Raw genomic sequence first — 23,928 nt, forward strand, 5'->3', positions numbered from 1 at the left:
GCCGCGGCGTCGCGGCGGCACCTTGCGGCCTCGCGCATCCGCGGCTCGCAAGCGCCGCTGGGTAGACGCTGGTTCGCGGGCACTGTGCTCGCGGCGTTTCTGCTGACCTTCCTGCAGGCACCCGGCCGCACGGTCGCCGACACCAAATACGACCTGGCGCAGAACCCGCTGGGTTTCCTCGAACGCGCCAGCCACCTGTGGAGCAGCCAGGCCCCGATGGGCCAGGTGCAGAACCAGGCCTACGGCTACTTCTTCCCGCACGGCGCGTTCTTCTCGCTCGGCCATCTGCTCGGCCTGCCCGCCTGGGCCACCCAGCGGATCTGGTGGGCACTGCTGCTGCTGGCCGGATTCTGGGGCATCATCCGGCTCTGCGAGACCCTCGGCATCGGCACCCGGGGCTCCCGCATCGTCGCGGCCATCGCGTTCACGCTGTCCCCCCGCGTGCTGACCACCCTCGGTTCCATCTCCTCGGAGACGCTGCCGATGATGCTGGCGCCGTGGGTGCTGCTCGCACCGGCCGCGCTCGGTATCCGCTATCGCAATCGACGGCGCACCGTCGATCCAGGTCACTCGCCCGAGGCCGCACTTGGCCGAGCCCGTTCGGGACGCGCGCGCCGCGGTGGCGCGGAATCGGCCGCCGGGAGTGCGCTGGCGCTGGCGTTGATGGGGTCGGTGAACGCGGTCGCGACGGTCGCCGCGTTTCTGCCCGCATTCTTGTGGTGGGCCTCGTATCGCCCGAACCGGCAGTGGTGGCGGTTCACCAGGGCCTGGATTCCGCTGCTGGTGCTGGCCACCTGCTGGTGGGCGGTGCCGCTGCTGCTGCTCGGCAAGGTGAGTCCGCCGTTCCTGGACTACATCGAATCCTCCGGGGTGACAACGCAATGGGCGTCGCTGGCCGAGGTGTTGCGCGGCACGGACAGCTGGACGCCGTTCGTCTCGCCGGAGCGCATCGCGGGTGCGGTGCTGGTGACCCAGCCCGCGGCGGTGCTGGCCACCGGGCTGCTCGCCGCGGCGGGCATGGCGGGGTTGGCGATGCGGTCGATGCCGCATCGGGGGCGGCTGACACTGATCCTGTGCGTCGGACTGGTCGGCATCTGCGCCGGGTATGTCGGTGAGCTGGGCGGGCCGTTCGCGGAGTCGGTGCGCGTCTTCCTGGATTCCGGGGGTGCGCCGCTGCGCAATGTGCACAAGCTGGAGCCGCTGATCCGAATCCCGTTGGTGCTCGGCCTCGCTCAGCTACTCGCCCGGGTGCCGCTGCCTGCCTCGGTGCCGATGCCGGTGTGGCGCAGCGCGTTCGCGCATCCGGAGCGGGATCGGGTGGTCGCGGTGGCGGCGCTGATCCTGACCGCGCTCGCCCTGTCCACCTCGCTGGCCTGGACCGGCAGGCTGGCCCCGCGCGGCGCCTACGACCAAGTGCCCGCCTACTGGCAGCAGACCGCGGACTGGTTGGCGCACAACGCCGCCGACACGCGCGCGCTGGTGGTGCCCGGGGCGCCGTTCGGCAGTCAGGTGTGGGGATTGACGCGCGACGAGCCGTTGCAGGCGTTGGCGAGCACGCCGTGGGCGGTCCGCGACGCCGTGCCGCTGAACCCGCCCGGCACGATCCGCGCGATGGATTCGGTGCAGCGGCTGATCGCCGACGGCAGGCCGTCGACCGGCCTGGCGGCGACACTGGCCGGGCAGGGGATTGGTGTTCTGGTGTTGCGCAACGATCTCGACCCGGAGACTTCGCGTTCGACCCGTCCGATGCTGGCGCACCGCGCGCTCGACGGTGCGCCCGGTCTGACGAAGGTGGCCGAATTCGGTGCGCCGATCGAGCCCGCGGTCATCGCCGAGGATCTGGTCGCGGACGGCGATCTGCGGCCGCCGTACCCGGCGGTCGAGATCTACCGGGTGCAGGCGCCGAAGCCGGGCACGCCGACCGAGGTGCGCGGCGGAACCGGTGCGCCGCAGTCGTTCCCCGGCGCGTACACGGTGCCGCTCGACGCGGTACCCGTCGTACAGGGCGGGCCGGAAGTACTCGAACGGCTGCATCGCGACCCTGGCACCACCGACACCCCCGCGATGCTCGCCGCCGACGCGACCCGTGCCGGACTGCCGATCGGACCCGTCACGGTCACCGATACCCCGATGGATCGAGAGACCGACTTCGGTCGCGTGGACAATCACAACTCCGCGGTCCGCGCACCGGACGACGCGCGCCGCACCCACAATCTGGTACGCGACTATCCGGTGCCCGGCGCCGACCTGGTGCGTGGGGAATGGTCGGGGGCCACCATCACCGCATCCAGCTCGGCCGCCGACGCCACCCAGCTCGGCGGTGCCGCGCCGGGCAGCTCGACCGCGGCCGTCGTCGACGGCGACCCGGCCACGGCGTGGATCAGCAACGGCTCCGAATCCGCGCTGGGGCAATGGCTTCGGCTCGACCTGGCGAAGCCGGTCAACGCCGGTCAGCTGAGCTTTCACACCAGCGCGGCCGCCATCGGCGACCCGGTGAAGTGGGTCGAGGTGCGTACCGCGAACGGCACCGTCACCACTCGGATCCCCGAACCCGGTGCACCGGTATCGGTTTCGCTGCCCGCAGGCAAGACGCGGTGGGTCACCATTACCGCCATCCGCACCGAAAGCGGCAAGCGCGGTGGGCAGTTCGGCATCAGCGAGCTCACGTTGGACGACTACTCGGTCCGTGATCTGCCGGTCCGTGTCGACATCCGGCACCGGACCGTGCTGCCGCCGACACCGGCGGGTGCCCAGGTCCGCGGATGGGATCTCGGTCAGGAATTCCCTGGGCGCAGTGCCTGTTTCGATGCGCCGGACCGGGTGCGGTGCAGTAAGGCCCTCGGCTTGGCGCCGGAGGAGCCGGGCACCTTCCAGCGCACCCTTTCGGTGCCCGAACCGATGGCTGTCACGCCCGAGTTGACTGTCCGGACCCGGCAGGGTCCCGCGCTGGAGGCACTGCTCACCGACCACGACCGTCCGGTCGCCAGAGGCAAGGCCGATGTCGGAGACCTGCGCGGTGCCGCGTTCGCCGCGACCGATGGCGATCCGCGCACCAGTTGGACCGCGCCGGAGGACTCGGTGCGGGTGCTGACCGGCGCCAAGCCGACACTCACCATCGAACTGCCCGAACCCGCCTTGGTGACCGGGCTGGAGTTGACCCCGTCGCTCGGTGGTCTGCCTGCCGAGCCCACCTCGGTGGTGGTCGATCTCGGTGATGGTCCACAGGTGCGCGAGCTGGACCCCGGCAGTCCGGCCCGAGTCTCGTTGCACCCCTACGTGACCGATCGGATCGAGCTCAGCATCCGGACCTGGCGACCGGTGCTCGACAAGACCGCGCTCGGGTTCGCCCTGTCGCAGCCGCCGGGCCTGGCCGAGGTGACGGTACTCGGCCCGGACTACCCCGCACCCGCGGCACTAGACCGGGAAATCACCGTCCCGTGCGAAGTCGGGCCCACCATCAATATCGACGGGCAACTGCTGCGCACCACGGTCACCGCCACCGCGGACGAACTGCGCTCCGGTGCACCGATTCCCGCGCGTGTCTGCCCGAACGACTTCTTCCCGAACGATTCCGGTGAGCTGATGATCCCGCAGGGGCGCGCCGATGTCACCGTCGGGCCCACCGATCTGTTCTTCGTCGACCGACTGCGGCTCGACCGCGCCGGACCCACCGCCCCGGTCCGGTCCGCGTCCGGAACCCGGGTGCTGGTACTGCCCTTGAGCACGAATGTCGGCTGGCGCGCAACGACTTCCGACGGACGCACACTCGAGCCCGTCGTCATCGACGGCTGGCAACAAGCCTGGCTGCTTCCACCCGACGCGACGGGCCCGGTCACCGTCTCCTTCCCCATCGACCGCTGGTACCGGCTCGGCATCTTCGGCGGCCTCCTCCTACTTCTGCCCCTGCTGTTCCTGGCCATCCCCCGCCGCGCCGGTGCCGCGAAACCGGTTGACTCCGAGGCGAATACCACGCCGGAGCGGACCGACTCGGCAGTGGCGGGCTCGCCCGAAGCAGTCGTCGAGCCGGATGACGGTGGCGCCGAACCGGATAACGCTGGCGGCGGACCAGTTTCGGCCGTCGGCGCTCCGGACTCCGCTGGCGGCGACCCGGATTCCGCTGGCGGCGGAGCGGATTCCGCGCCACGAACCTGGGGTACCCGCTGGCTCGGCGTGATCGGCCTGGCGGCAGCGGTGACGGTGATCGCAGGCCCGGTCGGCACCGCTGTCACCGCGGCCGCACTCACCGCCGTCCGCTGCTACCCACGCCTCGCACCGCGAGCGTTGGTCGTCGTAGCCGGCGTGGGCACGGCACTCTCGGCGGCAGCACTCTCGACCGGCCCATGGCGTGCTTCCGGTGGCTACATGGGTGGTTCGCTGTGGGCACAGTTGCCCGCCTTGCTCGCCGTGATCGCGGTAGGCATCGCCGCGCTACCACCGGCTCGACCATTCGGGCTGCGCCGCAACACACCTCGTTGATAGTGTGACGCCGCGTGAACGAATGTGCCGAATGCGGTTTCGTCTACGACCTGACCCGCGCGACCGACGTGGCGCCGCTGGCCAGGGAGCATGCCGTGGAATACGCGGACCTGCTCCTCACCGACTCCCCGAAGCTACGGCGACGACCGCGAGCCGAGGTCTGGTCGCCCCTGGAGTACGCCTGCCACATGCGGGATGTCCTTCTCCTGCAACGGGAACGCGCGCTGGCCGCCCGGCGGATGACGACGCCGGAGGCCACGCCGATGGGCCGCGACGAGCGGGCCGAGCACGACGGCTACGCGGACCAGCGACCCTCCGACGTCGGCCGCCAGATCCGGGATGCCGCACAACTGTTCGCCAATGTGCTCGAACGACTGAGCGGCGACGACTGGGAACGGACGCTGATCTTCCCCTACCCCGAGCCGCAGGAACAGTCGCTGCGCTGGCTGGCGCTACACACCCTGCACGAGCTCCGGCACCATCTGCTCGACATGCATCGGCAGCTGGATACCTGACCCGCCATCGCTCGGCTCACGGCGCCGCGAGCCGGTTGTCCTCGTCGAATTCCCGCATCGGCTTCGCGCGGTCGCGACGGCGCGTCCACTGGCGCACCGGTTCCTCGATCAGGGCGTAACTGGCGGCCGCGATGGGCAGCGTGAACGCGATCGTGAGGATCAGGACGTATCCGAAACTCCCACTGAACGGCAGGATCCCGAACACCGGGAACACCACCCACAGCACCGCGAGGTGCCAGATGAAGATCCCGTAGGACCAGCGCCCGATGGTCGCGGCCACCGAGGATTCCAGCCACCGATGCGGCCGGGACGTATCACCGAGCACCAGCGGGGCGAGCAGCGCGAAGCCGATGATCGCGCCGAGCCCCATCTTCGCCGCGTACTGCCACGGTTCGGCGTGCGTCAGTCCGGCGGGCCCGCCGATATCGGTTGCCGAGACCAGGAAGAAGATCAGCGCGATGCTCCACATCAGGAGCTGATTACCCAAGAGTCTCCGCCAGTTCGATAGCTGTTCGCTACCAAAAGACAGTTCGGCCAGCACCATTCCCATCGCGAACCACGGCAGATATCCGGGCAGCCAATTGTCGGAATGAATCGCGTCCGGCGTCGGTACCGGAATGAAGTTCCAACCCAGGCACACGACCGCGAGGCCGAGCAGCACCGGCACCCGCCAGCACACGGCAGCACCGCGCAACCGCACCACCGCGAACGCCAGCAACGGCAGCACCAGATAGAAGGCCACCTCGACCGACAGACTCCACATCTGGGTCAGCCCGTCGGTCAGCGTCAATGGCACGAACACTTGCAGCAGCGCCAGATTCGACACCCACACCCGCACCGACGCCGTCCCGGCCGCGCTCGGCAGCAGCACCAGCACCGCGCACACCACCACCCAATACGCGGGCAGGATGCGGGCGGCGCGATGCCGCAGGTAGTAGCCGAGCGACGGCGCGCTGCCCACCCCGCGCGCCGCCGCGGCATGCGGGCGCCACAGCAGAAAGCCGGAGAGTGCGAAGAACACCGCGACCGCCATGTCGAACCGTCCCCACACTCGGCCGAGCACCGGAGTGCCAGCGGCTCCGGTCTGGAACGCGACGTGCGTCAGCAACACACCGAGAGCGGCCATTCCACGCATGCCTTCGAGCGCGGGCAGAAACCCGCGCGAGCAGGCCGATTCGGTCGCCGGGGCGGCGGCAGCGGCGGAGGTTGGCAATGTTGCGGTCATCGGACTCCAGTCTGCCTTGCCAATTCTCAGGTGATAACTCCGTGTTTCACATTTCGCGCTAAACTCGGGCGATTTCTCGGCCTTTTCCGGCCTCGGCGCCGCATGGTACGTCACCGGACTGTTAGTGTCGGGGCTCACGAGTGCCGCGGGAGGCCCGCCGTACTCGCCGGAACGACCCTGTTCTACGACGAGGAGAGTTTGCATGGCACTGAGTGCCGGAACCAGAAGGACGGTGGCCTGCCTGCTCGTGGGTCTCGGCGCGTTGCTGATTGTCGCCGCGCTGCTGATCCCGACCTACACCGTCGGCAAACTGGCGAAGACTCCTCTCGATCTCGAGATCACTACCATCGCGACCAACCAGCCGGGCGAGGAAAGCTTGGTGCTCGACTCCAAGTCGCTCACCGCGCCGGAGGGTGCCGCGAAGATCGACTCGAACGTGCCGCTGGTCTCGCAGCGCTTCCTCACCGTCGAGGAGCCCTCCGACGCCACCGAGATGACGGTGCAGGCGGGTCAGACGCTGCGCCGCATCGACAAGCAGGGCGACACCGGCCTGCTCACCGCGACCATCGACCGGGTCACCATCGACCGCAAGACCGGCGAGCCGGTCGACAAGAACCCGAACGGTTCGATCGCGGTCACGGTGAACAAGGAGTTGCAGCCGGTGGCCGACCCGGTGCAGCACACCGGTCTGCAGTACCGGTTCCCGATCGGCACCGAGGCGAAGACCTATCCGTACTTCGATCTCAACGCGCGCAAGACCTTCGACATCAACTACGTCGGCGAAGCCGAGATCAACAGCATGAAGGTCTACCACTTCCAGCAGACCATTCCGGCGACCAATCTCAACGACGTGGTGCCCGCGCCGACCAACAAGCTGACCTTCCCCGCCGCCAAGTGGGGTGTGCCCGGCGAGGGAGACATCACCATGTCGCGCTGGTACACCAACACCCGCGACGTGTGGGTCGAGCCGGAGACCGGCACCGTGATCAAGGGCGGCGAGCAGCTCCATCTGTTCTACGCGCGTTCCGGTGACAAGCCGGAGGTCACCGCGCTGAAGTCGCACATCGTGTTCGACGAGAACACCATCGAATCGCAGATCGCGGTGGCCAAGGAGAACATCGACAAGCTGTCGCTGTACGGGCGGATCATGCCGATCGTGCTCGGCGTGCTCGGTGTGATCGCGCTGATCGTCGGTGTGTTCCTCGGTGTGCGTGGTGGCGGCTCGACGCCCGCACCGGCGCGCAGCGGTGGACCGCTGAGCCAGCGTCCCGGTGGCACGGCACCGGCCGCTGGTGGTTCGCGTCGGGTGGACAATGATCCGCCGACCGAGCAGATCAATATCACCAAGCCTTGAGCTAGCTGAGGAGTTCGGCCCCCTGGTCAATGACCAGGGGGCCGTATTCTTTTCCTCGTGGCTCGACCGTCAGCGCGGCGAGGGTAGCGCGCGGTCGTGGTCGGCAGTACGCAGGACGACTACCGCGACCACGATCGTGGTCACGGCGGCGACCGCGGCGACGGTGGTGATGAGCGCCGGGATAGACCGGGCGAACGAAACCATCAGCGTCACTTCGACGGCGAGGCCGAGCCAGGTCAGCGTGGCGAGGGCGGTGCGGTCCACCGCGATGGCGGAAAGCATCGCGCCCTGCAGGACCGCGAGGATCGCGCCGTGCAGCGCGAACAGCCAGAGCAGTCCTTGAATGGGGGCGTAGTCCTGGCCCGCCAGCAGCGGAGCGAGCGGTGCGGCGAGGGCGGCGCCGAGCACGGCGACGAGACCGATGCCGGACAGCACCGCGAGCGCCGATCTGATCGCACGCGCGGAGTGGGTCGGTTGGGCCATCCGCGGATACAGCACGACGCCGACCGCCTGGGGCAACCAGAACGCGATTTTCGCGGCAATGGTGCCGAGTGCGTAGCGGCTGGCGTCCGCGTCGTCGAGGACCATCCGGACCACGATCAGGTCCGTGGAGGACAACGCCATCAACGCCGCTTGCACCTGGGCGGCCCGCAGCACCGGCAGTACGCCGATGGCCTGGACGACCTCGTCCTCGTCGGTGGCGCCGGTACGTGCCCGTGATGGCGGCGACCCGGCGACGAACCGGCCGAATACCGCGGCGACCGCGATACCCAACGCCGCGGCGCACAGGGCCAGCGCCGCGCCGCCACCGGAGGCGAGCACGACGAGCGCAGGCGCGACCCGGGCAATGCCCGCCGCGCCGAGCACCACACCCAATGCCCGAAACCGCCTGCCGCCCTGAAGTACTCCCTGTTCGCCGGACAGCAACACCAATGCGGGCGCGGCACCGAGCGCCGCCGCGCAGGCGGCAACACCGACGTTCAACGCACTGGTAACCACCGGCACCAGCGCCGCAACGACCACCGCGACAATCACCGCGCACCGCCACTGCAAGCCACGCAGGGCAGCAGCACTCGCGCCCCGGACCAACTCCCTGGCCACCACGTTCTGCAACGCCAGCGCGGGCACCGCACACAACAGCTGAACCGCGAGCAGGCTGGCGAACTCGCTGTACCCGGACACCCCCAGCCACCGCCCGGCCAGCAATTGCAGCAGATATCCCGCCACGTTGGCGGTCATCGCCCCCGCCGTCACCAACGTCAGATCCGCCACCACAGGAAACCGACGGACCGCAGACACGTGTGTCATCGTCCCACCCCGCCGCCACCAGCGCCGTCCCACCCCGCCGCGGCCCCAGATCACAGGGCTTCGGCACGGTGCACAGGCCATATCCCCCTGTGAACCGTGTGGAAGCTCTGTGGGTCGCGGCTGGCCACGACGGGGCGCAGACAACGGGGCTGCGACGGCGTGCGGGTAGAGCCGGGGGCCGCGCGGAACGTAGGGTGCACAAGCGTGAGCGAGAGCGGCCGTTGGCGACGCGAGCGGTGGGCGCGGTTCGGCCCGGCGGGGTACAGCGCGGTGCTGGCCTTGCTCATCATGGGGCCGCTGCTCGGGTCGGGGTATTTGTTGCTGCGGGATGCGGTGAGTACGCCGCGCTCGTATCTGACGGATTCGGCGCTCGGGCTCGGGGATGCCGCGCCTCGTGCGGTGCCACAGGATGCGCTGCTCGCGGTGTTGTCGCCGATCGTCGACGGCGGATTGATCGTCAAAGTGATCCTGCTCGTCGCGCTGTGGGCCGCGGGTTACGGTGCGGCCGTGCTGGCGCGCGAGTTACTGGGGGCGCCGGTCAGTGCGCAGTTCGTCGCCACCACGGTTGCCCTGTGGAATCCCTATGTGGCCGAACGCTTGTTGCAGGGCCACTGGAGTTTGCTCACCGGATATGCCGCGCTGCCCTGGGTTGTCCTGGCCGCGTATCGAATTCGCACCGCCTCGGTCCGCGCTGCCGGACGGCGAGAGACCGCGGGTGCGTGGGCGAGTTTGGCGGGATGCCTTGCCGCAGCAGGGCTCACACCGACCGGTGCACTGCTCGCGGGCATCACCGCGCTCGTGCTGGTGGGGCGACGACGGCTGGCCGGAGCCGCGGCGCTACTCGTCGTCGCGTCCGCGCCATGGTTGACGGCGACCGCGCTGTCGGGTGCGGGCAGCGAACCATCGGATCCGGCGGGCATTGCCGCGTTCGCCGCGCGCGCGGAACCCAGCCTCGGCACACTGACCAGCCTGGCCGGGCTCGGTGGCATCTGGAACGGCGAGGCATTACCCGACTCGCGCACAACACTTCTCGCGTTGATCGGCACCGTCGCGCTGCTCGCCGTCGTAGCGACGGGCTTGCGAGCGGTCTACACCGGCGCCGCCGACGCCAACGACCGATATGTCCGCCGGGCGCTCCTGGTGCTCGCTGGACTCGCCATCCTGTTCCCCACACTCGGCGCGACGCCGTGGGGCATGCACATCATGGAGTGGCTCGTCGCCCACGTGCCCGGTGCGGGACTGCTGCGGGACACTCAAAAGTATGTCGCCCTGGCCGTCCCCGCCTACGCGCTGTGCGCCGCGGCGGCCTGCGGCGGCGTTGTCGAGCGATTCGCCGCGACTGGATCCGGTCGGCAGCCCGACTCAACCCCGTCGAAGTCCCCCGCACCGGACGGGCTTGCCTCGCCGAGGGCGGGTCATGTCACCACTCGTGGCGCATTAACCGAGACCACTGTCCCGCAGACGATCCAGCACCCAACGATGACGCGTTGGGTCGCAACAGCGTTCATCGCTCTGCTGGTGCTGCCCTTGTTCGACCTCGCCTGGGGTGTCGGCGGTGCGCTCCGGCCGGTGCACTATCCGGCCGGATGGCAGCAGCTCGCCGGGCGGATGACCGGTCCAGGCGACGTGGCGGTACTGCCGGGCGGGATGTTCCGGAAGTTCCGGTACAGCGGAACGGCGCCGGTACTGGATCCCGCGCCGCGCATGTTGCCGCGCGACGTGCTGCAGACCGGCGAGCTCCCGGTCCGTGGCCGCACCGTGTCCGGCGAAGGCGCCCGCGCCCGCGCGGTGGAAACCTTACTGCTGCAAGGCGGTTCGGCTCAGGAGCTGGCAGGTCACGGCGTCGGCTGGGTGCTGGTCGAGCGCCGCACACCCGGACCGCTCGGCGAGTCGAAAACTACGCTCGCACAACTCGATCCGGTGTACGACGACGCCGACCTCGCGCTATACCGGGTACCCGGCGCCATCGAACAGCGCGATGACCCGCCGATACGCCGGAGCCTCGTCATTGCCGCCCACGCCCTCTGGGCAGCACTGCTCATCGGCGGCCCACTCCTCGCCGCAGCACGCCGACTACCCCGCAAACGCTGACCACCGAGCACGCCGCATGATCGACGGGACATGGCTGAGCCATTTCGCGAGTGCGGCCTCAGTGATGTTCCGATGATCATGGGACAACCCTTGGTGGGCGATCGACGTCGGGGTCAGTGGTCGGGGCGGAGCGCGATCAAGCCGGAGGTGTGTTCGCCTCGGGCCGCCGCGGCGAGGACTTCGTACACGCCGTTCCCGGTTTGCTCCCAGGAGAATTCGCGGGCCCGGGAGCGCGCCTTCTCCCCCATGACGGTGCGGGCGGCGCGGTCGTCGAGGAGTTCGCCTACCGCGTCGGCCAATTGGGCTACGTCGTCGACGAGCAGTCCGGTGACGCCGTCGACGATGGAGTCGGTGAGGCCGCGCGAGCTGCGGTAGCCGATGGTGGGCACGCCGTGCTGGGCGGCCTCGATCACCGCGAGGCCCCAGCCTTCCTTGCGCGAGGGCAGCACGTGCACCCAGGCGCGGGCGAGCAGTTCGTGTTTGCGGCGTTCGTCGACGTGGCCGTGGAAGGTGACGGCGTCGGCGATGGCGAGGTCGCGGGCGTCGGCCTTCAGGTTGTCGGCCCACCAGCCGTCCCCGATGACGTCCAGGTGCAGGCCGGGGACGCGGGTGCGCAGTCGGGCGACGACGGCGAGCGCGTCCTCGATCTGCTTGTGCGGCACCAGACGGGACAGCACCACGATGCGCGGGTTCGCGGTGCGGGTCGCGGTGGCGCCGGTCGGGGCGTCCGCGGGAACGGGCTCGGCGCCGTTGCGCACCACCGCGATCCGGGACTGCTCGACGCCGAGGGTGCCGAGCTCTTCGGCCGAGGGCAGCGAGACGGTCAGGTACTGGTTGCGCCGATGCACCCGCGGCGACAGCCGCGACTCGATCCACCAGCCGATCCGGCCGACCAGCCGGCCCGCGACCGGCCACTGTTCCCGGTGCCCGTGATGCACCAGCACGACCGACGGCGCCTTGGTCGCGGCCGTGGCGAAGAACGGGATGCCGTTCTGGGTGTCGATGACCGCGTCGGGCCGTACGCCGCGCAACGGCCCGAGGCCGAGCCTGCCGAGCGCCATCGCGGCCAGTGCCCGCGGGTAGACGGAGAAGCGGCCGCCCGCCCGGCTGATGTCGATGCCGTCGATGTGCTCGCGCTTCGGTGCTCCCGGGTAGCGGGCGGTGCGCAGGGTGACTTTGACCCCGCGGGCGGCGAGCTGCGCGCCGACCTGTTCGAGGTACCGTTCGCTGCCGCCGCCCTGCGGGTGCCCGGTGTCACGCCAGCACAGCAGGAGGACTTCGCGCACGGTCGAGCTTCTCTCGGTCAGGGTGTCCCGGTCGGGAACATCGGATATCGCGCTACACCCTAACCGACGCGGTGTGACGCGGTCCGTTGTCCAGATCGCGCGTGGTCGGCGATGCGCCGAACGGACATCGCCGAACACCGGAGCACCCTGGCGCATATCACCGGCAACTGCGGGTGGACCGGGATCCACCGTCGCGCCCGCCGTCGAGAGTGGTGCACAGCGGGCCTGCGGGGTTATGCGAGACTCGGCGCCGTGCTCAAAGAAACGCCCTCCGATGGTGTGCGACGGCGCGCGCCCCGGTTCGCGCGCCGGGCGACACTGCGCCGATCACTGCGGTTGCTCGGTAGTTTCCGGTTCGAGCAGTCCGATCCCGCGGTGTTCTATGGCGGTCTGGCCGAGGACAGTGCGGCGATGATCGGCGATTTCTACGCCGATCTCACGGGCCGGGCTTTGACGGGCGCGACGATTCTGGATGTCGGGGGCGGTCCGGGCTACTTCGCCGACGAGTTCGTCAAGACGGGTGCCCGGTATATCCCGGTGGAGCCGGATCCGTCGGAGATGCACGCGGCCGGGCTGTCGGTGGCGGGTGCGGTGCGCGGCTCGGGGATGGCGTTGCCGTTCCGCGACGACGCGGTGGATATCTGTTTTTCCTCGAATGTCGCCGAGCATGTGTCGAAGCCGTGGCTGATGGCGGACGAGATGGTGCGGGTGACGCGGCCGGGTGGACTGATCGTGTTGTCGTACACGGTCTGGTTCGGCCCGTTCGGCGGACACGAAACCGGACCGTGGCATTACCTCGGTGGCGAATATGCCGCGCGCCGGTATCGCCGGAAGCACGGCCGGGAACCGAAGAACCGGTTCGGCGAGTCGCTGTTCGCGGTGCGTGCGGCGGACGGATTGCGTTGGGCAGCGGGTACTTCCGCGGACGTGCGGACGATCTTCCCGCGCTATCACCCGCGCTGGGCGTGGTGGTTGGTCCGCATCCCGGTGGTAAGGGAGTTATTGGTGAGCAATCTCGTCGTGGTGGCGGCCAAGAAGTAGCGCTAGTGCTCCAGCCAGCCGCGCCGCCAGGAGCGCCGCCCGCACGGCTCGTGCAGCGGCTGGCTCCACGGCGATTCCTGAATGGCGAGCCCGACGGTCTCCAGCGTGGTCAGCCCGACTTGGTCGGCTAACGCGCCGACGACGGCGACGGCCTCGGCTGCCTGCATGGCTGCGGTCGCTTGCTCGATGGTCAGCGTCCGGCCGGGCAGGAAGGAGACGACCCAGCCGCCTGCGCCAACGCTCTTCGCTTGATGTTCGGTCTGGTCGCTGGTCATCAGCGATCGGCCGACCACTTGCACCGCCATGACTCGTTCTCCCCAATGGTGGTATCGGTTCAGAAATCGAGCGAGCTGATCAGTAGCTACTAGCATCCTCCGTCCAGCAACAGAACGCAATAGTGCGTTCGATGAAAAGCGAACCGACAGGTTGGGATTCGTCCTGCTCAGCGGGACTACCGGAATACCGAACTGGAACAGGTTACAGACAACCGAGGGGCAAAACTGTAACGTGTTCTCATGCATTACGACAGCTTGTTCATCGGCGGCCGCTGGACCGCGCCAGCCACCGCCGAGCGCGTCCAGGTCATCTCGCCGGTCACGGTCGAGCCGGTGGGCAGCGTCCCCGCGGTGGATCGGGCCGATGTCGACGCCGCGGTCGCCGCGGCGCGGCACGCCTTCGATCACGGTTCGTGGCCGTCGACCCCGCCGGAGGAGCGAGCCCAGGTGCTCACCCGCGCCGCACGGCTGATCGAGGAGCGCTCGGCCGCCCTGCTCGCCGCGCTCACCGCGGAGATGGGCGCACCGCAGATGATCGCGATGACGCTCAACCAGATTCCGGCGGTCGCCGCGCTCGACGCCTACGCCGGACTCGCGAAGTCGTTCCCCTGGAACGAAACTCGCACCGGTCTGTTCGGCACCGCACGCGTCAGCCGGGAGCCGCGCGGCGTCGTCGCCGCGGTCACCGCATGGAACGTCCCGCTCTTCCTCGCGGCCAACAAGCTCGCGCCTGCGTTGCTGGCTGGCTGCACGGTGGTGCTCAAACCCGCACCGCTGACGCCGATCACGGCCAACATGGTGGCCGATATCTTCACCGAGGCGGGCCTGCCGGAGGGCGTGCTCTCGGTACTGCCCGCCGAGGCCGAGGTCGCCGAGTACCTGATTTCGCACCCCGGCGTCGACAAGGTCACCTTCACCGGCAGTACCGCGGTGGGCAAGAAGATCGGCGCGATCGCCACCGGACAGCTCAAGAGTGTCTCGCTCGAGCTCGGCGGTAAGTCCGCGGCCATCCTGCTGCCGGACATGGACCTCGCCGGCATCCCGGTGCTCGCGTTCTCCGGCCTGATGAACAGCGGTCAGGGTTGCGTCGCGCAGACCCGAATCCTCGCGCCGCGCGGCAGGTATGACGAAATCCTCGACGCGCTGGTCGAACACGTGAAGACGATGAAGGTCGGCGTTCCCGATGATCCGACCGTGCAACTGGGCCCGCTGATTTCGGAGCGCCAGCGTGCGCGGGTCGAGGGCTACATCGCCAAGGGCAAGGCGGAGGGCGCGCGCCTCGCGCTCGGCGGCGGTCGCCCGGCGGGCCTGGATCGTGGCTGGTTCGTCGAGCCGACGATCTTCGCCGACGTGGACAACAAGTCGACCATCGCCCAGGAGGAGATTTTCGGCCCCGTGCTGTCGGTGATCCCCTACGAGACCGAGGACGAAGCCGTGGCCATCGCCAACGACTCGGTCTACGGCTTGGCCGGATCGGTCTGGACCGCGGATGTCGAGCACGGTGCCGAGATCGCCGCGCGGGTGCGGACCGGGACATCCGCGATCAACTGGTACGCGTTCGACCCCAGCGCGCCGTTCGGCGGCTACAAGAGCTCCGGACTCGGCCGGGAGAACGGCCCGGAGGGCCTCGACTCGTTCTGCGAGCAGAAGTCGGTGCTGATGCCCATGGGCTGGGCGGGCTGATCAGTCGGTCGGCATAACCACCCGCAGGACGGGCTCATTGTCGCGACCCGTGAGGCTCGGCGCGTCGACGATCTCGACGCGCCAGCCCGGGGGCAGGACGGCCTGCAAACGCCCGGCAGCGCGGCGCAGCGGCGTGCTAGCGGTTGCCAGTTCGAAACCAGCAACCAGGGGCGCGATGGACGCCCCGGTCTCCAGATCGGTCATGCTCCAACCACCTCTCGCGCGTCGATCCCATCGTTCGCCGCGAGCATCGCGGAAACCCGATGTCGATAGGGAAGTAGTTCAGTCGATCAGTTAACAGTTAGCAATCGGACTGGCAGGTCATGAGACCAAGAACACGGCAAGCATAGGCCACTTGTGCGCAAACCTCGCGCACCGGGCAACTACCCCATACCGCGTCTTGGCAAACCTTTGGGCGCTCGCACCGTGTGAACACTCGACCATTACCCATAGCACCACAACATGGGGTCCGCGCGGCGGGAAACACGCACAACAACCGATCATTGATCTGTCATTGTGATCTGGCCGTGGCAGCATGCCCAGCTGCACCGAATAGCCTGTCGCACAAACGAAGCCGCCCACACCAATGGAAATGGTGTGGGCGGCGTTGTCTTTTGCCGGGCGATTATGCCAAACGCTGCTTCAGCGCCTCGAATTCATCGCGCACGCCGGACGGCAGCTTGTCGCCGACGAATTCGAACCATTCCTCGATCAGCGGAATCTCCTTGCGCCACTCGGCGACATCGACCTTGAGTGCCTCGTCGACATCGGCAGGGTCCACCTTCAGACCGTCGAGATCCAGGTTCGCGGCGACCGGCACATTGCCGATCGCGGTGGCTTCCGCCTCCGCGGTGCCGTCGACCCGGCCGACAATCCACTCCAGCACGCGGGAGTTCTCGCCGAAACCGGGCCACAGGAAGCGGCCGTCGGCGCCGCGCCGGAACCAGTTGACGTAGAAGATCTTCGGCAGCTTGTTCGCGTCCGCGTTCTTGCCGAGGTTGATCCAGTGGTTCAGGTAATCGCCGACGTGATAGCCCATGAACGGGATCATCGCCATCGGGTCGCGGCGCACGGTGCCGACCTTGCCCTCGGCCGCCGCGGTCTGCTCCGACGACAGGGTGGCGCCCATGAAAACGCCGTGCTGCCAGTCGAACGACTCGGTGACCAGCGGGACCGTGGTCTTACGTCGCCCGCCGAACAAGATCGCCGAGATCGGCACACCCTGCGGATCGTCCCACTCGGGAGCCAGGATCGGGCACTGCGACATCGGCGTGCAGTAGCGCGAGTTCGGGTGGGCGGCAAGCGTTTCGGTCTCCCGGCGGTACCAGTCGTTGCCCTTCCAGTCGATCAGGTGGTCGGGCTCGCCCTCTAGACCTTCCCACCACACATCGTTGTCGTCGGTCAGCGCGACGTTGGTGTAGACGGTGTTGCCCGCCTCCATGGTTGCCATGGCGTTCGGGTTGGAGCTGCGGTTGGTGCCCGGCGCGACGCCGAAGAAGCCGTACTCCGGGTTCACCGCGTAGAGCCGGCCGTCCTTGCCGAAGCGCATCCAGGCGATGTCGTCGCCGAGGGTTTCGGCGCGCCAACCGGGCACGGTGGGCTGGATCATCGCGAGGTTGGTCTTGCCGCAGGCGCTCGGGAAGGCGGCGGCGATGTAGTAGGCCTTGTTCTCCGGGGAGATCAGCTTGAGGATCAGCATGTGCTCGGCCAGCCAGCCCTCGTCGTGGGCCATGGCCGAGGCGATGCGTAGGGAGTAGCACTTCTTGCCGAGCAGCGCGTTGCCGCCGTAGCCGGAGCCGTAGCTCCAGATCTCGCGGTCCTCCGGGAAGTGGGTGATGTACTTCGTGTCGTTGCACGGCCACGGCACGTCGGCCTGGCCATCGGCCAGCGGCGCGCCGACCGAGTGCAGCGCCTTCACAAAGGGCTTGTCGGTGCCCATCTTCTCGAGCGCCGCCTTGCCCATCCGGGTCATCACGCGCATCGAGACGACGACGTATTCGGAGTCGGTGAGCTCGACGCCGAGCTTGGGGTCCTCGGCGCCGAGCGGGCCCATGCAGAACGGCACCACGTACAGGGTGCGGCCCTTCATCGAGCCGCGGTACAGCTCGGTCATGGTGGCGCGCATCTCGGTGGGGTCGACCCAATTGTTGGTCGGACCGGCGTCGGCTTCGCTCTTGGAACAGATGTAGGTGCGCGACTCGACCCGAGCCACGTCGGAAGGATCGGAGAGCGCGAGGAAGGAATTCGGCTTCTTCTTCGGGTCGAGCTGCTTGAAGGTGCCCGCCTCGACGAGCTGAGTGGTCAGGCGGTCCCATTCTTCGTCGGAACCGTCGGCCCAGACCACTCGCTCTGGCTGAGTGAGTTCGGCGACTTCCTGTACCCAGGCGAGTAGTTCGCTGTGCTCGGTCGGCGCTTTGCCGTCGGATCCACGAAGACCAGGAATGGTCGCTGAGGTCATTGAAAACTCTCCTGAGATGGGCGGTCCCTACGATGTGTCGCCGCCTGGGCTTGCCCTTGACCAGCGCGAACACACCGAGCGCCACCATTGGCGGGAAGGCACCCGCTACGACCAGTCGAAAGCGCGCCCCGGCTGGACGGCGGACGAGGACTTAGCGGACGCCCAAGTTCCTGATTAGAGGTTAACGCGATGTGACGGCCGGTACGGAATCGGGTTCGTCACTATGTACCCATTCTTAAGAGTTAATCAACCAGCGAGATCCATCGATCGAGGATCGCGATATCCCGTTCGCATGCCGCGAGTTGGCCGGGTTGTTCGGCGACCATACGTCGTAAACGAGCCTCCAACTCCGCCACGCGCCGATCGGTCTCCACCATGCGGGCGGCGCTCGCCCGTACCACCCGGTCGGCCAGCGCCGTTTCGGTTTCCACCAGCGCGGTCGCGACTCGCTGTTCGAGCTGGGCTTTTACGCTGACCAGCGCGTCGGAGACCCATTGCCGCACGTGCGCGCGATCGGCCAGCTGGCCGCGGGCCCGCACCACCCAGCCGGCCGCGCCGCCGCCGAGCAGCAGGGTCACCGGCCAGCTTGCGAAATCCAGCGCGGGCACCAGCGAGAGTGGCGAAACCAACAGCCTGCCGAGGCCGACACCGGCCGACGCGCCGAGCACGATCATGAGGTGATCTTCGACACCACGGTGCCGCGGATCGGGGTCAGGGCCGACCCGCGGCGCGGGGTCGCGACGGCGCGACGGCAGGATCGGCGCCTGCGTCACACCGTCGATATGGGTCGCGAGCTCGGCGAGCCGCTGATCGATGGCGTGGTCGACCACACCGGTCAGTTCGGTGGTGGCCTGCTGCAACCGTTCCGGGTAGTCGCCGAGTTCGTTGCGGCGCATCCGGTCGAGGTCGGCGCGGGTCGCGACGTGCAGCGCCCGGATCCGGGCGCCCACCTCGGTCATCAAGTCGAGGCGAGCCAGGTGCAGCTGGCCGCGCAGTGTGGACATGGCGGTGGCCCGGCCGCCATCGCGTCCGGCGAGCAGCACGGCACGCTCCTCCCGCAGCCGGGCCGCCTCCGCGCCGGAGCGCAGCGCGGCCACCTGCTCGACGACCCGCCCTCTGGTGTCGGCGAGCACCCGTGCGGTCACCGCCGCGACCCGGCCACCGCCCTCGGCTTCCGCGCCCGCGGCCGCGGCGGTCAGTTCCGCGTGCAGCGCGCCCAACCCGGATCGATCCAGCAGACCCGCATCACCCGCGGTACGCGCCGCCGCCGCCAGCCGCGCCGAGACCGGCAGGATGTCCAGGTCCGCCACACCCTGCGCGGCCAGCAGTTCCAGATCACGCGCCAGCACCGAGCGCCAATCCTGGTAGGCGTGAATGCCGTTCATGGCGAGCAGGATTCGGGTGCCGTCCGCGCGCAGGCGGTGCACGATGCGCAAGGTGTCGGCGCCGATCGTGGTTCCCGCGTCCAACAGGATCAGCGCGACCGGCGACGGCGCGGTCCCCGACGGCGACGTGGTCTCCACCGCCGCACTGGCGTCGGCCACCGGGTCCGTGAGATCGATGCGTGGTTCGAAGCGAGCCAATTCGGTGCGCAACAGCGCGGTATTGGCATCGGCGGGTCCGATCAATGTCACCGCGCCCGCCGCACCGGTCCCTCGCACGGCGCGCAGCAGCGCGATACCCTGCGGATTCCAGCGCGCCACAACTGCTTCCAGCTCAGGCGGTTGGCCTGCGGCTGGTTCGGCCGTGGCGGCGGCGGGCGGGTCGGCGGGCAGGTCGAGCGGTCGATCTGAAGCAGTGGCCGGACCGGGCAACCGGTCCGGGCCGGGCGGGGGTTCAGAGACCGGCACTGCTCATCCGTTCCCATAGTCGGACGTAGCCGTTGTGCACGCGCAGGGCGGCGCGGCGGGCGACCGGTGGCATGTCGCTGGAGACGACGGCGCGCCAGCGGGCGGCACGGGCCATGGCGTCGTCGGCGTCGGCGGGAGCCGGGGCGGGGTAACCCGCCGCGAGATGGGCCACACCTGGGTGTGCCAGCCCCGCGCACAGGCCGAGCCACCGGGCGTCGTCGCCGAATAGATAGGCCTCCAAAATGTCTCGGGCCTTGCTGGTTCCCTCCGGAATCGCCCTGGCGGCCAGCCGGGTCAGCTCGTCGAGGAGTTCACCGCCACGCAGCGCGGAGACCTGCTCGTAGCGGCGGTGCAGCAGGCGGTGCAGCGCGTCGATTCCGCTTGCCGCGTGCAGGATTTGCAGCACCGTCTGCGGGGCGAGCGCCGGATCGTGGCGCAGTGCGGCGAGCGCGCAGGTGACGCCGTAGAGGTCCCAGCGTTGCAGCAATTGCTCGCGAACGGCCAGGTCCGGGCCGGGCGCGACGAACAGATCCGGCGAAAGCGTCAGCGCGGCATCATCATCGGCGGCCAACCTGCGCAACGCGGCCAGGTCGGCGTCGGTCATCGCACCGGCCCGTGTCCGCATGGCCAGCGAGGCGACCACCGGAAGCACCGGAATACCGATCTCCCTGCTGTACTTTTCGGCGGCGGTGACCGCGTCGCCCCAGCGGGCGCCGATCGCGTCGGCCTTGTTCAACACCACGACGGTGCGCTCCGGCGGCAGCGTGGCCAGAACGCGGCGGTCCGCGGGCGACGGCGCGGCCGACAGAACGTAGACGGCGATGTCGGCGTCGAACACCGGATCGGGCATGTCCGGCTCGTCGACCGGATCACTCTCCACGGCGGACATGAGGGCGAGCGCGTGCAGCACCGTCGACCGGCCCGCGTGGGCACGGCCAAGCACCTGGATGCGCGGCGGTTTGCGCCAGGCACTGACGGCGGCGCCAGCGGCGTAACCGATCTGCGCGTCCCGACCCGTGCCGAACCGCAGGTCGGCCAGCAGCCGGTCGAGCTGGTCGTGTTCGCGCGCTGGCACCCCGCGTTCCCGCAACGGCCCGTCGGACTCGGTGACTGTCGGCATGCTGCACCCCCTCTACGGTGCGCAATTCTTGCAGAAGTCGCAGGCGTTGGAAGCGACGACCGCTCAGCTGCCGCTGAAGTATTTGTTCACGGTGCGCACGGCCCAGTTCGGCGCGTACTTGGCGGCGGTAGCGAGGACCTTCGCCTGCGCGCCGATCTCGTAATGCACCCGGGGCAGCCGGCCGCGCTTGCGGGTGGCCTCCCAGATGCCCGTCGCGACGTCATCGGCGGTGAGCCGCACGCCGAGCGACTTGGTCGTTCCGGTTTCCACCCCGTCCACCATCGCGGTGTGCACGAACAGCGGCCAGATCGCGATCACCCGGATGTCGTGCCGCTCCCATTCGAGATCCAATGCCTCCGTGAGGCTTTTGACCGCAGCCTTGCTCGCCCCATAGCTGGCGAGTTCCGGCTGGCCATAGATCGCCGAGGCCGAACACAGGTTCACCACCGTGGCGCCGGGAGTGTCGCGCAGGTACTCGAACGCGGCGTGCGTACCGGTGAGCACGCCGCCGAGGTTGACGTCGATGATCGCCTGATGCGTAGCCAGTTCGAGGGTTTCGAACGGGCCCGCGCGCAGAATGCCCGCGTTGTTGATCAGGATGTCCAGTCGACCGGCATCGGCGTGGAATTCGGCGAGCCGCTCGGCCCATTGAGTGGCGTTCATCACATCGAGCACTCCGGTGTGCACGCTGCCACCAGCGCCGGTGATGTCGGCCGCGAGCCTGGTGAGGCCGACTTCGTCGATGTCGTAGGCGCCGACGTGGTACCCCTGCGCAGCGAAAAGCAGAGCCGTCGCCCGGCCGATTCCGGCCGCGGCACCGGTGATGAACACTGTCGGTCTGCCCATACCGGGCAGTCTAGTGCGGCGCTACCTCGAGCCACGGGCTTCCCAGACCCGCAGGCGGTCATTTACCCTGCATAGCAGTGGTCGGCGCCATAGTTGGTGCGTAGCTTCGCTTTTCGAAGGCGGCAACCGACCTCATCGATGAGGAGGTCGCGATGACTGCCGATGTCATCGGCGTTGGCGAATCGGAGCCTGCCCTAGGCGCGGGACGAAAGCCACTGCTGCCGAGTACCGATCCGTTCCATCGGCCGCCGAAGGGATTCGCGGCGCAGCCGCCCGGCACCATCCTGCGCAGCCGCAAGATCGAGCTCGCCTTGTTCGGCGTTGTGCCTCAGCAGGTCTCGGCCTGGCAACTGCTCTACCGCAGCTGCGATATGCACGGCACACCGGAAGCGGCGATCACCACGGTCCTGCTGCCGCTCGACGCGGAGCCGCGAGAAGACCGGCCGCTGCTTGCCTTTCAGACCGCGATGGACGCGGTCACCGAGAAATGTTCCCCTTCTTACGCATTGCGCTACGGCGCCCGCGCGCTCGGCTCGGTCACCCAGTTCGAGTGGCTGCTCGTCGCGAACGCGCTGCGCCGTGGTTGGGCGGTCTCCATCGCCGACCACGAGGGCCCGCGCGGAAACTTCGGCGCACCACGCGAACCCGGCTATCGCGCGCTCGACGGCGTCCGCGCGGCACAGCGGTTCGCGCCGCTCGGCCTCGGCCCCGGCACCCCGATCGCGGTGTGGGGCTACTCGGGTGGTGGCATGGCCAGCGCGTGGATGGTCGAGATGGCGCCAACCTACGCACCGGAACTCGACATCGTCGGCGCGGTCCTCGGCGCACCGGTTGGTGACCCCGGCCAGGTGTTCGCCCGATTGAACGGCTCCAATTACGCGGGCTTGCCCGCCATCGTGATCGCGGCCCTGCGCAGGCTCTATCCCGTGCTCGGCGCGATGATGCAGAACGAACTCACCCTCGACGGCAGGCGTTTCGTCGCCCGCGCCGAAACCTCGACGCCGTTCGGCGCCATCTTCGGCCTCGCCAACAAGCGGATGGACGACTATCTGACCCGCCCGCTCGACGAAGTGCTCGCGACGCCGGAATTCCAGGCCATGTTCGACGATCTGCGCCTGGGCAATTCGACGCCTACCTGCCCGCTGCTCGTGGTGCAGCCGGTGCACGACCAGGTCATCCACATGGACGGCATCGACGGCCAGGTCGACCGCTACCGGCGCGGCGGCGCCATGGTCACCTATGTCCGCGACCGGCTGAGCGAACACTTCTCCCTGCTGCCGCTGTCCACCCCGATGAGCCTCGACTGGCTCGCGGACCGGTTGGCCGGGCAATCGGTGAGCGACGAGGGCGACAGCACCGTGTGGTCGGTCGCCGCGTCGCTGACCGGAGCGCGCGGGCTGTACGAGATGCTGGTGACCGCGGCCAAGGTCGCGCTCGGCCGCCCGCTGCGGCAGGAGAGCGAGCCGGTGGCCAGGATCGCCCGCGCACGCGCCGCCTGACCTCCCGCTGGGCCGCAAGCCACAGTCGATTGCCGCGCCGCTGCGCCGATGCTGGACAATGGACGCCGTGAACGACGCCGCGAACCATACTGCCGAGTCAGTTCCGGGCCCGCCGTCCACAGGTTCGGCCCCGGCTGAGCGCGAGCCCCGCAACAGCACCGGCTCCCGCCTGTACCCACGGGTGACCAGTTTCCGGTCGCGCCGGGGTGCGCTGACCGCGACCCAGCAGCAATCGTGGGCCAGGATGTGGCCGACGATCGGCCGCGAGGTCGCCGACGAACCGCTGGACGCCGCCGCCTGGTTCGGCCGCGAAGCGCCGCTCGTCGTCGAAATCGGCTGCGGCACCGGCACCGCCACCGCGGCGATGGCGCAGGCCGAACCGCACCTGAATCTGATCGGCATCGAGGTATACAAACCCGGCCTCGCCCAACTGGTGCAGCGCATCGAACGCGAACAGATCGACAACATCCGGCTGTTACGCGGCGACGCCGTCGATGTGCTGGAAAACATGATTGCTGCGGAGTCGCTAACCGGCGTCCGAGTTTTCTTTCCCGATCCGTGGCCGAAGGCGCGTCATCACAAAAGGCGCCTGCTGCAACCCGCGACATTCGCCTTGATCGCCGATCGACTGAAACCGGGCGGTGTGTTGCATGTCGCGACCGACCACGCGGATTACGCGGAACACATTGCTGCCGTCGGTGCGGAAGAACCGCTGCTCAGAGGCTTGAACGAGACCACGGGTGGGGTCAGCGCGGAGAACAGGGACACCGCGCCGATCGGCTTCGAAAGGCCGGTCACAAAATTCGAAGGCAAGGCACATCGTGCCGGTAGCGCCATCACAGAGCTCATATGGGGGAAGATCGGATAATGAGCGAGCGCAGCGAGCGAACGATTAGCTCAG

The 23,928-nt window shown here is 68.8% G+C and carries 17 protein-coding genes; 8 read left to right on the plus strand and 9 right to left on the minus strand.

Features of this window, described 5'->3' with window-relative positions:
* Positions 1-36: 36 nt before the first annotated feature.
* Complete coding sequence (locus KV110_RS39985) at positions 37-4,476, plus strand: alpha-(1->3)-arabinofuranosyltransferase domain-containing protein (RefSeq protein WP_393538204.1); 4,440 nt, start codon at positions 37-39, stop codon at positions 4,474-4,476.
* 77 nt (positions 4,477-4,553) lie between these two features.
* The gene (locus KV110_RS39990) at positions 4,554-4,991 is read left to right on the plus strand and encodes a DinB family protein (RefSeq protein WP_246634848.1); all 438 of its coding nucleotides are present in this window, start codon (positions 4,554-4,556) and stop codon (positions 4,989-4,991) included.
* A gap of 16 nt (positions 4,992-5,007) precedes the next feature.
* Here KV110_RS39990 and KV110_RS39995 read toward each other — a convergent pair whose 3' ends face one another.
* The gene (locus KV110_RS39995; protein ID WP_218472278.1) at positions 5,008-6,216 is read right to left on the minus strand and encodes an acyltransferase family protein; all 1,209 of its coding nucleotides are present in this window, start codon (positions 6,214-6,216) and stop codon (positions 5,008-5,010) included.
* 202 nt (positions 6,217-6,418) lie between these two features.
* On the opposite strand from KV110_RS39995, the gene pgfA reads away from it, so the two are divergent.
* Positions 6,419-7,570 (plus strand): cell envelope lipid trafficking protein PgfA, encoded by a 1,152-nt coding sequence (gene pgfA / locus KV110_RS40000; protein ID WP_218472279.1) that lies wholly within the window; start codon positions 6,419-6,421, stop codon positions 7,568-7,570.
* A gap of 69 nt (positions 7,571-7,639) precedes the next feature.
* On the opposite strand, the gene KV110_RS40005 is transcribed toward pgfA, so the two are convergent.
* Positions 7,640-8,878 (minus strand): polysaccharide biosynthesis protein, encoded by a 1,239-nt coding sequence (locus KV110_RS40005; protein WP_218472280.1) that lies wholly within the window; start codon positions 8,876-8,878, stop codon positions 7,640-7,642.
* Positions 8,879-9,082: 204 nt separating this feature from the next.
* Between KV110_RS40005 and KV110_RS40010 the strand changes: the two genes are divergently transcribed.
* Positions 9,083-10,969, plus strand: a complete 1,887-nt coding sequence (locus KV110_RS40010; protein WP_218472281.1) for an MmpA family trehalose lipid delivery protein — start codon at positions 9,083-9,085, stop codon at positions 10,967-10,969.
* A 113-nt stretch (positions 10,970-11,082) separates the two neighbouring features.
* Here the strand turns inward: KV110_RS40010 and KV110_RS40015 are convergent, their stop codons facing one another.
* A complete protein-coding gene (locus KV110_RS40015) occupies positions 11,083-12,255 on the minus strand; it encodes a glycosyltransferase family 4 protein (protein WP_218472282.1) in 1,173 nt (390 codons plus the stop codon).
* 252 nt (positions 12,256-12,507) lie between these two features.
* On the opposite strand from KV110_RS40015, the gene KV110_RS40020 reads away from it, so the two are divergent.
* Positions 12,508-13,296 (plus strand): class I SAM-dependent methyltransferase, encoded by a 789-nt coding sequence (locus KV110_RS40020; RefSeq protein WP_218472283.1) that lies wholly within the window; start codon positions 12,508-12,510, stop codon positions 13,294-13,296.
* Positions 13,297-13,298: 2 nt separating this feature from the next.
* On the opposite strand, the gene KV110_RS40025 is transcribed toward KV110_RS40020, so the two are convergent.
* Positions 13,299-13,601 carry a hypothetical protein gene (locus KV110_RS40025; protein WP_218472284.1) on the minus strand — a complete coding sequence of 101 codons (303 nt, stop codon included), beginning with the start codon at positions 13,599-13,601 and terminating at the stop codon, positions 13,299-13,301.
* Between the two features lie 210 nt (positions 13,602-13,811).
* Between KV110_RS40025 and KV110_RS40030 the strand changes: the two genes are divergently transcribed.
* The gene (locus KV110_RS40030; protein WP_218472285.1) at positions 13,812-15,254 is read left to right on the plus strand and encodes an aldehyde dehydrogenase; all 1,443 of its coding nucleotides are present in this window, start codon (positions 13,812-13,814) and stop codon (positions 15,252-15,254) included.
* On the opposite strand, the gene KV110_RS40035 is transcribed toward KV110_RS40030, so the two are convergent.
* The 5 genes from KV110_RS40035 to KV110_RS40055 all read right to left on the minus strand — a co-directional run bounded on the left by KV110_RS40035 (position 15,255) and on the right by KV110_RS40055 (position 21,528).
* A complete protein-coding gene (locus KV110_RS40035; protein WP_218472286.1) occupies positions 15,255-15,458 on the minus strand; it encodes a hypothetical protein in 204 nt (67 codons plus the stop codon). It lies immediately after the preceding gene.
* 421 nt (positions 15,459-15,879) lie between these two features.
* A complete protein-coding gene (locus tag KV110_RS40040) occupies positions 15,880-17,712 on the minus strand; it encodes a phosphoenolpyruvate carboxykinase (GTP) (RefSeq protein ID WP_218472287.1) in 1,833 nt (610 codons plus the stop codon).
* A gap of 242 nt (positions 17,713-17,954) precedes the next feature.
* Positions 17,955-19,562, minus strand: a complete 1,608-nt coding sequence (locus tag KV110_RS40045) for a hypothetical protein (protein WP_218472288.1) — start codon at positions 19,560-19,562, stop codon at positions 17,955-17,957.
* Complete coding sequence (locus KV110_RS40050; RefSeq protein WP_218472289.1) at positions 19,549-20,682, minus strand: hypothetical protein; 1,134 nt, start codon at positions 20,680-20,682, stop codon at positions 19,549-19,551. Before KV110_RS40050 ends, KV110_RS40045 begins: the two co-directional genes overlap by 14 nt.
* Before the next feature lie 63 nt (positions 20,683-20,745).
* Complete coding sequence (locus KV110_RS40055; protein ID WP_218472290.1) at positions 20,746-21,528, minus strand: SDR family oxidoreductase; 783 nt, start codon at positions 21,526-21,528, stop codon at positions 20,746-20,748.
* Positions 21,529-21,680: 152 nt separating this feature from the next.
* On the opposite strand from KV110_RS40055, the gene KV110_RS40060 reads away from it, so the two are divergent.
* Together KV110_RS40060 and trmB are read left to right on the plus strand one after the other, a co-directional pair.
* Positions 21,681-23,027 (plus strand): lipase family protein, encoded by a 1,347-nt coding sequence (locus tag KV110_RS40060; protein WP_218472291.1) that lies wholly within the window; start codon positions 21,681-21,683, stop codon positions 23,025-23,027.
* A 58-nt stretch (positions 23,028-23,085) separates the two neighbouring features.
* On the plus strand, positions 23,086-23,895 hold the full coding sequence (gene trmB, locus KV110_RS40065; RefSeq protein WP_218472292.1) for a tRNA (guanosine(46)-N7)-methyltransferase TrmB: 810 nt from the start codon (positions 23,086-23,088) through the stop codon (positions 23,893-23,895).
* Positions 23,896-23,928 lie beyond the last annotated feature (33 nt).

This window comes from Nocardia iowensis, assembly GCF_019222765.1.
Classification (GTDB): Bacteria; Actinomycetota; Actinomycetes; order Mycobacteriales; family Mycobacteriaceae; genus Nocardia; species Nocardia iowensis.